General features: G+C 64.6%; 7 protein-coding genes. 1 reads left to right on the top strand and 6 read right to left on the bottom strand.

Annotation, left to right across the window (positions count from 1 at the left end):
* Window positions 1-255: 255 nt before the first annotated feature.
* Window positions 256-1,620, top strand: coding sequence for an FAD-binding oxidoreductase (locus AC07UR_RS22390; protein ID WP_209790086.1), 1,365 nt, complete (start codon window positions 256-258; stop codon window positions 1,618-1,620).
* A 212-nt stretch (window positions 1,621-1,832) separates the two neighbouring features.
* On the opposite strand, the gene AC07UR_RS22385 is transcribed toward AC07UR_RS22390, so the two are convergent.
* From AC07UR_RS22385 to AC07UR_RS22360, 6 genes are read right to left on the bottom strand one after another with little or no spacing between them, the layout of a single operon-like run.
* Entirely contained in the window at window positions 1,833-2,630 is a 798-nt protein-coding gene (locus tag AC07UR_RS22385) for a crotonase/enoyl-CoA hydratase family protein (RefSeq protein ID WP_209790283.1), read from the bottom strand.
* The gene (locus AC07UR_RS22380; protein ID WP_209790087.1) at window positions 2,627-3,496 is read right to left on the bottom strand and encodes a hydroxymethylglutaryl-CoA lyase; all 870 of its coding nucleotides are present in this window, start codon (window positions 3,494-3,496) and stop codon (window positions 2,627-2,629) included. Before AC07UR_RS22380 ends, AC07UR_RS22385 begins: the two co-directional genes overlap by 4 nt.
* Complete coding sequence (locus AC07UR_RS22375; RefSeq protein WP_209790284.1) at window positions 3,493-5,481, bottom strand: acetyl/propionyl/methylcrotonyl-CoA carboxylase subunit alpha; 1,989 nt, start codon at window positions 5,479-5,481, stop codon at window positions 3,493-3,495. The genes AC07UR_RS22380 and AC07UR_RS22375 overlap by 4 nt, the downstream gene beginning before the upstream one ends.
* A 16-nt stretch (window positions 5,482-5,497) precedes the next feature.
* The gene (locus tag AC07UR_RS22370) at window positions 5,498-5,881 is read right to left on the bottom strand and encodes a RidA family protein (protein ID WP_077502463.1); all 384 of its coding nucleotides are present in this window, start codon (window positions 5,879-5,881) and stop codon (window positions 5,498-5,500) included.
* Between the two features lie 9 nt (window positions 5,882-5,890).
* Window positions 5,891-7,498 (bottom strand): carboxyl transferase domain-containing protein, encoded by a 1,608-nt coding sequence (locus AC07UR_RS22365; protein WP_209790088.1) that lies wholly within the window; start codon window positions 7,496-7,498, stop codon window positions 5,891-5,893.
* 53 nt (window positions 7,499-7,551) lie between these two features.
* On the bottom strand, window positions 7,552-8,715 hold the full coding sequence (locus AC07UR_RS22360) for an isovaleryl-CoA dehydrogenase (protein ID WP_173423160.1): 1,164 nt from the start codon (window positions 8,713-8,715) through the stop codon (window positions 7,552-7,554).
* Window positions 8,716-8,729: the final 14 nt, after the last annotated feature.

Genomic DNA, 8,729 nt, shown 5'->3' with positions numbered 1-8,729 from the left:
GCCGCCCGAACGCACAACAACACAGGACCGCGCAAGGGTCGCATTCCGGCCGACAAAGTGGAAACTGTTCAGGGACGACAAGGCGGGCGCCGAGGTCACCAGCACCGATGTCGAAGCGGAAACGCAGGCACAGCCGTTCGAACTGGCACGCACCGGAACCTGACGGGTTTTCCGCCGCCCGGTCCACCCAATTCCCGTTTCTCCCGAGATGCGCTACAGCGTGCTATGCGGTGAGAAAAGCGGGAGACCAGGCGCATGTCCGTCATTGACGATTTGAAACAGGCACTCGGCGATGCCGTGCTGACGGGCACCGAGATCGGTGAGCGTTATCGCAGCGACGCCAGCCTCACCGGCCGCACCCTACCCAAGGCCGTCGTTCGCCCCGCAAACACGCACGAGGTCTCAACCGTGCTTCGCATCTGCGACGCCCACGGCCAGGCGGTCGTCGTGCAAGGCGGCCTGACCGGCCTTGCCGGCGGCGCCAACCCGGATAATGACGCCATTTCCCTCTCGCTCGAGCGCCTCGTGGGCATCGAGGAAATCGATCCGCTTTCCGCAACCATGACCGTCCTTGCCGGCACGCCGCTCGAAGTCGCCCAACGCGCCGCCGACGATGCAGGCTTCCTGCTACCGATCGATCTCGGCGCGCGCGGCTCCTGCCAGATCGGCGGCAATCTCGCCACCAATGCGGGCGGCATCCGCGTCATCGCGCACGGCGTCACCCGCGACAACGTGCTTGGCCTGGAAGCTGTGCTTGCCGACGGTACGATCCTTTCCTCGCTCAGCAAGATGATCAAGAACAACACCGGCTACGATCTGCGCCAGTATTTCATCGGCTCGGAGGGCACACTCGGCGTCATCACCCGCGCCGTCCTGCGATTGAAGCCGCGCCCTGCAGGCCGCCTGACGGCGCTTTGTGCGCTCGACAGTTATGATCAGGCCGTCGCCTTCCTGGCGCGGGCGCAAAGAGGGCTGCCGGGCCTCTCGGCATTCGAAGCCATGTGGGACGGATACTTCCGCTTCAATTGCGAGGCGGAAGGACAGCGCTTCTTCGAGACGCCCCCCGCCTTTGCGGTGATCGTCGAGCAGGATGTCCAGGGCCATGACGAAGAAAGCGAGGATTTCGAGAATTTCCTCGGCGCCGCCCTTGAAGACGATGTCATTGCCAACGCTCTCATCGCGCAGTCGGAGAAAGAAAGCCGGCTGTTCTGGCAGGTGCGCGAAGGGCACGCGATGGACCGCCTGCTGCCGGGACTGATCAATCTCGATGTCAGCCTGCCCATCGGCGAAATCGGCCGTTTCGCGGCGGAATGCGGCACGGCGCTCGCCGCTCGCTTTCCGCAGGCGCACATCTCCTTCTTTGGTCATGTCGCCGACAGCAACCTGCACATCGCTTTTTCAACGCCTGAAAGCGACGAGCACACCCAGCATACGGTCGATGGCATCGTCTACGACATCGTCCGTCGTTATCGCGGCTCGATCTCCGCCGAACACGGCATCGGCACCTTGAAGCGGGAGTTCCTCGGCCATTCGCGCAGTGCTGCTGAACTCGAGGTAATGCGCCGGATCAAGAACGCGCTCGACCCGAAAGGCATCCTCAACCCCGGCAAGGTGATTTGAAACGGGCGTCACCGCCATGAATCCGGCGTCGTCGGAATGGCCACTTTCGGGATCGGCTACCGTCAGCTCCGCCCTGCCGGCACTCGACCGCCGCCGCGCAACCCAGCTGCCACGGGGGCAAGAAGTACGGATGGATCAGGCCGTGGCAAATACGGCCGCCAACCTCCGCCCCCAGATGGGAGCGACGGGCGTCAGGTCAAAAATCGTCCAAATCAAGGAAGCGGCGGTTGTCGCCAGGAGGGATCGCGCCGCTCGAAGAAGGCGGCAACGCCTTCGCGCGCCTCTGCGCTTTCCCAGCAGTCGGCAAGCTGCTCGATCGTGGCGGCAATGGTCGCCTCGGTGATCGGCTGCCCAAGCGATCGGGCAAGCCGCTTTGCCCGTCCCGTCGCGGCGGGCGCCGTCTGAAGATAGGGCTCGATTTCCGCTTCGATGGCTGCATCCAGCGCATCGGGCGCGGCAATCGACGTCACCAGCCCCGCCTCCCTTGCCTCTTCGGCGCCGAACAGGCGCGCGGACATGAACAGAGGCCGCGCCCTGCCCTCGCCGATGCGGGCAACGACATAGGGGCTGATGGTCGCTGGAATGAGGCCCAGCCGGGTTTCCGTCAGGCCGAAGCGCGCATCGGCAGACGCGATGACGGCATCGCAGACGCTCATGAGGCCGACGCCGCCGCCGAAGGCATTGCCGTGCACGCGCGCGATCACCGGCTTGGCAATCTCGTTCAATGCCTTGAACATCAGTGCCAGCCGCGTTGCCTCGGCGATACGGGTCGACCGATCCGCCTCGAACTGCTCGCGCATCCAGCCGAGATCGCCGCCGGCGCAGAAGCTGCGGCCCTCGGCATCCAGCACCACGACGCGCACCGCGGCATCGGCTGACAATCGTACCGCCGCCTCGGTCAGTTCACTGATCATGACGGCGGAAAGGGCATTGTGCTTTTGCGGCTGCGCCAATGTCAGCCGGGCGACACCTTTCGCATCGATGGTGTATCGGATCGTTTCGAACATCAGGCAGAACTCCTCAACGATCTGGCGAAGGCGGCAGCCTCTTCAAGCCTTGCCGCATCCAGCCCCGTCGAAAATCCGCGGCCGAGGACAAAGGCGTTGACTGCCAGCGTGTCGATATTGCCGGCCGCACCCGGCGCGTAGGGGCATCCGCCGAGGCCGCCGGCCGAGGCGTCGAAGACGCGCAAGCCACGCTCGAGCGCGACGCCGATATTGTCGAGTGCACGTCCGGACGTGTCGTGAAAATGGCCCGCCAGTTGTCCGGCCGGCACATGCGCCAGCACGGTTGCCAGCATCGTGTCCACCGCCTCCGGCGTGCCGCGTCCGATCGTATCGCCGAGGCTGATCTCGTAGCAACCGAGCGCCAACAGGGCGGCGGCGACTTGAGCAGCACTCTCCGGGGCAATCGCGCCTTCGTAGGGGCACTCGACGACGCAGCTGACATAGCCTCGCAACGGCACTCCGTTGGCGCGGCAGGCTTCGGCAACGGGGCGAAAACGCTCGATGCTTTCAGCAATCGAGCAATTGATGTTCTTCTGCGAGAAGGTCTCCGACGCAGAGGCAAAGATCGCCACTTCGTCGGCCTTGGCCGCAAGGGCCGCTTCAAAGCCCTGCATGTTCGGCGTCAGCACAGTGTAGCGCGTGCCCGGCCGACGCCGGATTCCGGCCATGACAGCCGCCGCATCCGCCATCTGCGGCACCCATTTCGGGCTGACGAAGCTCGTCACCTCGATGCGTTGATAGCCGCAGGCCGACAGGAGATCGACAAGGCGGATCTTGTCGGTCGTATCGACAAGCCGCTTTTCGTTCTGGAGGCCATCGCGCGGCGCCATTTCGACAAGCGTCACATGCACGGGCGCCGCCACGCTCATTCGCCGCTCTCCGCCTTCAACACCACGAGGATCGCCCCGGCACTCACCTGTTCGCCAGACGAGATCAGCACATTCTCGATGATGCCATCGCGTGATGCCGCCAGCGTCAGCTCCATCTTCATCGCCTCCATCACCACCAGCGGCTGGCCTTTCGTCACCGGGTCGCCGGCGCTGATATGGATGAGTTTGACGATACCGGGCATTGGCGCCGCAATCTCGTCCGCGGCCGCCTCGCCCGCATGAGCTTCGGCAAGTGGATCGGGAAGGCGAAGAACGAATGTCTCGCCTCCAACAAAAAGGGTGATTGTCTCCCCTTCGCGCAGAAAGCGGAAGACGCGCTGCTCGCCTGAGATCTCCACCCGGGCACCATCGTCGAACCGATCGAGTACGAGCACAGGAAAGGTGCTTTCGCCAGCCCGGACCGCGAACTGATCGCGCCCGCGGGCTGCAAGCGTGACGACCGATCGTCCGCCGGCATGCTCGACGGCGACGCTTCTGTGCGCATCTCCCCAGATCTGCCAGTGACCGAGTGACGACCAGGGATCGTCAGATTTCATCGGTCGCAGCACGCCGGTGGCGGCGATGGCGGCCAACGCCAGTGCCTCATCTCCCGCGACGACCGGCGTGGTCAATTGCTCGATCGACCGGTCGATCAGCCCGGTGTCCGGCCGCCCGGCACGAAACACGGGCTCGGCGGCGAGCCGGGCGAGGAAATCGAGGTTGGTGATGGTGCCGCCGATGCGGCAGGCCTTGAGCGCACTCTCCAGTCGGGCAAGTGCTGAAGAGCGGCTTGGACCATGCACGATCAGCTTGGCGATCAACGGATCGTAATAGGGGGCGATGACGTCGCCCTGCCGGACGCCGGCATCAACCCGGACGCCGTCGACAGGAAAATCGAGCATGGCAAGCCGACCGGTCGCCGGCAGAAATCCGCGCGACGGGTCTTCGGCATAAATCCGCGCCTCGAACGCCCAGCCATCGATGGCGATTTCGTTCTGCCGCTTGGGCAAGGCCTCGCCGACGGCGGCGCGCAACTGCCATTCGACGAGGTCAATGCCGGTGATCGCCTCGGTGACGGGATGTTCGACCTGCAGCCGGGTGTTCATCTCCATGAAGTAGAACTGGTCCGGCCAGAGCCCGTTGGTGACATCGGCGATGAACTCGACGGTGCCGGCACCGACATAGCCGATGGCGCGCGCCGCCTTGACCGCTGCCTCGCCCATGGCGCGGCGAACTTCTGCAGTCATCCCCGGCGCCGGCGCCTCTTCGATCACCTTCTGATGGCGGCGCTGGAGCGAGCAGTCGCGTTCGAACAGGTGCAGGATGTTGCCGTGGCGGTCGCCGAAGACCTGGACTTCGATATGCCTGGGCTTGGTGAGGTATTTCTCGATCAGCACCGCGCCGTCGCCAAATGCGGCTTCGGCTTCGCGGCGCGCTGCTTCCAGGGCCGCGACAAATTCGTGCGGTTGCTCGACCTTGCGCATCCCCTTGCCGCCACCGCCGGCGCGCGCCTTGATCAGCACAGGAAAGCCGACCTCGCCCGCCCGGTCCGCCAGGTAGGACGGGTCCTGTTCATCGCCGTGGTAACCGGGCACGACGGGCACACCAGCCTGTTCCATCAGCGCCTTGGCCGCATCCTTCAGCCCCATGGCGCGAATGGCGGCCGGAGACGGACCGACGAAGGTCATGCCCGCCGCTTCGACAGCCTCGGCAAACTTGGCGTTTTCCGACAGGAAGCCGTAACCCGGGTGAATGGCATCGGCATCGACGCTTCTCGCCGCAGCAACAATGCGCTCGATCGAGAGATAGCTTTCGGATGCCGCCGCCGGTCCGATGCGGATCGCCTCGTCGGCCAACGTCACATGCAAGGCATCGACGTCGGCGTCGGAGTAAACAGCAACGGTTCGGACGCCCAGACGTCTGGCGGTGCGGATAACACGGCAGGCGATTTCACCGCGGTTGGCAATCAGAAGCTTTGAAAACATCGGCATATGGCCCGCCCTATTGCGCCGCTATCACTTCGACTTCGAGTAACCAGCCGGCGTCGAAGATGCCGGCAATCACCACTGTCATCGCCGGCGCAAGCGGACCCAGATATTCCGCCCGGGCCGCACGGTTGGCCATGGTGTGGTTGCGGTCGGCAAGAAAGGCCGTGACCTTGACGATATCGGCCTTGCTCATGCCAGCGGCCTTCAACTGGGCATCGATGTTCAACCAGACCTGCCGGGCCTGCGCCTCGAAGCTGTCGGGCAGTTCGTCGTCCGAATTGAGCGGCACCTGACCGCTGACGAAGACCAGCCGCTCGAAATTCTCAAGCCGTACGGCCTGCGAGTAGCCGCCGCGCGGTTGCGGCGCATTCTTGGCGTTGACGTTTTCGCGTTTCATCGCGATCTCCTACATTCTGAACAGGCCGAAACGCGTCTCTTCGATTGGTGCATTGAGCGCCGCCGAAAGCGATAGTGCCAGCACGTCACGGCTCTTGCGCGGGTCGACGACGCCGTCGTCCCAGAGCCGGGCGGAGGCATAGAGCGGATGGCTCTGGCGCTCGAAGAGATCAAGAACCGGTTGTCGGAACTTGGCCTCCTCCTCTTCGTTCCAGGGCGTTCCCGCCCGCTTCAGCGCCTCGCCGCGCACCGTCGACAAGACGCCGGCCGCCTGTTCGCCGCCCATCACCGAAATCCGGCTGTTCGGCCAGGTCCACAGGAACCGCGGCGAGAAGGCCCGACCGCACATGCCGTAGTTGCCGGCACCGAACGAACCGCCGACAAGCATGGTGATCTTCGGCACCTGCGCCGTCGCCACGGCCGTCACCAGCTTGGCGCCGTGCTTGGCGATGCCTTCGGTCTCGTATTTGCGCCCGACCATGAAGCCGGTGATGTTCTGCAGGAAGACGAGCGGGATCTTACGCTGGGCGCAGAGCTCGACGAAATGCGCGCCCTTCAGGGCGGATTCGGAAAACAGCACGCCGTTGTTGGCGATGATGCCGACAGGAACGCCGTGAACATGGGCGAAACCGCACACGAGCGTGGTGCCGTAGCGCGCCTTGAACTCGTCGAAGCGGGAGCCATCGACAAGCCGGGCGATGACTTCGCGGATATCGTAGGGCGTGCGCAGATCGGCCGGGACAATACCGGCAATTTCCTGCGGATCGTAGAGCGGCGGCTCCGGGCTCTGCAGCTCCACCGACGCCGGTTTGTGGCGGTTAAGTGCTGCAACTGCCCGGCGCGCAAGTGCCAGCGCATGGGCATCATCACGCGCCATATGGTCGGCAACGCCGGACAAGCGGGTGTGCACGTCGGCGCCGCCAAGATCCTCGGCCGAGACCACTTCGCCGGTCGCCGCCCGCACCAGCGGCGGGCCGGCCAGGAAGATCGTGCCCTGGCCCTCGACGATGATCGTTTCGTCCGACATGGCGGGCACGTAGGCGCCGCCCGCCGTGCATGACCCCATGACCACGGCGATCTGCGGAATGCCGGCAGCGGACATATTGGCCTGGTTGTAGAAGATCCGGCCGAAATGCTCCCGATCCGGAAAGACCTCATCCTGGTTCGGCAGGTTGGCACCGCCGGAATCGACCAGATAGATGCATGGCAGCTGGTTCTCGGCAGCGATCTCCTGTGCGCGCAGATGCTTCTTGACCGTCATCGGATAGTAGGTCCCACCTTTGACGGTCGGGTCGTTGCAGACGATCATGCATTCACGGCCGGACACCCGGCCGATGCCGGTGATCAGGCCTGCTGCCGGCGCATCGCCGTTGTACATGCCGTGGGCAGCGGTCGAGCCGATCTCGAGGAAGGGCGTTGCCGGATCGATCAGCGCGGCGACCCGGTCACGCGGCAGAAGCTTGCCACGGCTGACATGGCGCTCCCGCGCCGTGTCGCCGCCACCGCCGACCGCCATCTTGACGGCATCCTCCACGGTCGCGATCGCCTCCGCCATCGCCGCCTGATTGGCCCTGAACACGTCGGATGAGGGCGAGATGTGGGATTTCAGAACAGTCATGAAGTCCTCATTCGATCGAGGCGGATTGCGGCTTCGGCGGCTCGTTCGGGCGCCTATCTGGTCTCGGTGAACAGTTCGCGACCGATCAGCATGCGGCGGATTTCACTGGTTCCGGCGCCGATCTCATAGAGCTTGGCGTCACGCAGCAGCCGCCCCGCCGGATAGTCGTTGGTATAGCCATTGCCGCCGAGCGCCTGGATTGCCTCCAGCGCCAGCGCCGTTGCCTTCTCGGCAGCGTAGAGAATGCAGCCGGCCGCGTCCTTGCGGGTGGTCTCGCCGCGATCGCAGGCCGCGGCCACCGCGTAGACATAAGCGCGCGCTGCGTTCGCCGTGACGTACATGTCGGCAAGCTTGCCCTGCATCAGCTGGAACTCGCCGATCGCCTGGCCGAACTGCTTGCGCTCGTGGAGATAGGGGACGACGACGTCAAGGCAAGCCGACATGATACCGAGCGGTCCGGCGGACAAGACCACACGCTCATAATCGAGGCCGGACATCAGCACGCGGACGCCGCCGCCCTCGTTGCCAAGGATGTTTTCCGCCGGCACCTCGCAATCGCGAAAAATCAGCTCGCAGGTGTTGGAGCCGCGCATGCCGAGCTTGTCGAGCTTCTGGCCGGTGGAAAACCCGACGAAACCCTTTTCGACGAGAAAGGCGGTAATGCCGCGCGGGCCTGCACTGGGGTCCGTCTTGGCGTAGACCACCAGCACATCTGCATCCGGCCCGTTGGTGATCCACATCTTGCCGCCGTTGAGGACATAAGCGTCGCCGCGCTTCTCTGCCCGCAGCGTCATGGAAACGACGTCGGAGCCGGCACCAGGCTCGGACATGGCGAGCGCGCCGACGTGCTCGCCAGAAATCAGCTTCGGCAGGTAGCGCGCCTTCTGCGCCTCGTTGCCGTTGCGGCTGATCTGGTTGACGCAGAGATTGGAATGGGCGCCGTAGCTCAAGCCCACGGAAGCGGATGCACGGCTGATTTCTTCCATGGCGACGCAATGGGCGACATAGCCCATGCCCGCACCGCCATAAGCCTCGTCTGCGGTAATTCCGAGCAGGCCGAGATCGCCCATTTCCCGCCAGAGCGGCGTCGGAAAAGCATTGCTGCGATCGGTCTCGTCCGCCAGCGGCGCGATACGCTCGGCCGCAAAACGGCGCACGCTGTCGCGCAATGCGTCAATGTCCTCGCCGAGCGCGAAGCTCAATCCGCCCTGAAACATCTCTCGTCTCCTCC

It is taken from the genome of Ensifer sp. GW821-FHT05G01 (assembly GCF_059419585.1).
Note: the sequence above shows the minus strand (reverse complement) of the source record. Positions and strands in the feature narration are given on the sequence as shown.

Bases quoted from the DNA above. Each gene is read 5' to 3' on its own strand.
- AC07UR_RS22375 (WP_209790284.1), bottom strand. From the start codon at position 5,481: ATGTTTTCAAAGCTTCTGATTGCCAACCGCGGTGAAATCGCCTGCCGT.
- AC07UR_RS22380 (WP_209790087.1), bottom strand. From the start codon at position 3,496: ATGAGCGTGGCGGCGCCCGTGCATGTGACGCTTGTCGAAATGGCGCCG.
- AC07UR_RS22370 (WP_077502463.1), bottom strand. From the start codon at position 5,881: ATGAAACGCGAAAACGTCAACGCCAAGAATGCGCCGCAACCGCGCGGC.
- AC07UR_RS22390 (WP_209790086.1), top strand. From the start codon at position 256: ATGTCCGTCATTGACGATTTGAAACAGGCACTCGGCGATGCCGTGCTG.
- AC07UR_RS22365 (WP_209790088.1), bottom strand. From the start codon at position 7,498: ATGACTGTTCTGAAATCCCACATCTCGCCCTCATCCGACGTGTTCAGG.
- AC07UR_RS22360 (WP_173423160.1), bottom strand. From the start codon at position 8,715: ATGTTTCAGGGCGGATTGAGCTTCGCGCTCGGCGAGGACATTGACGCA.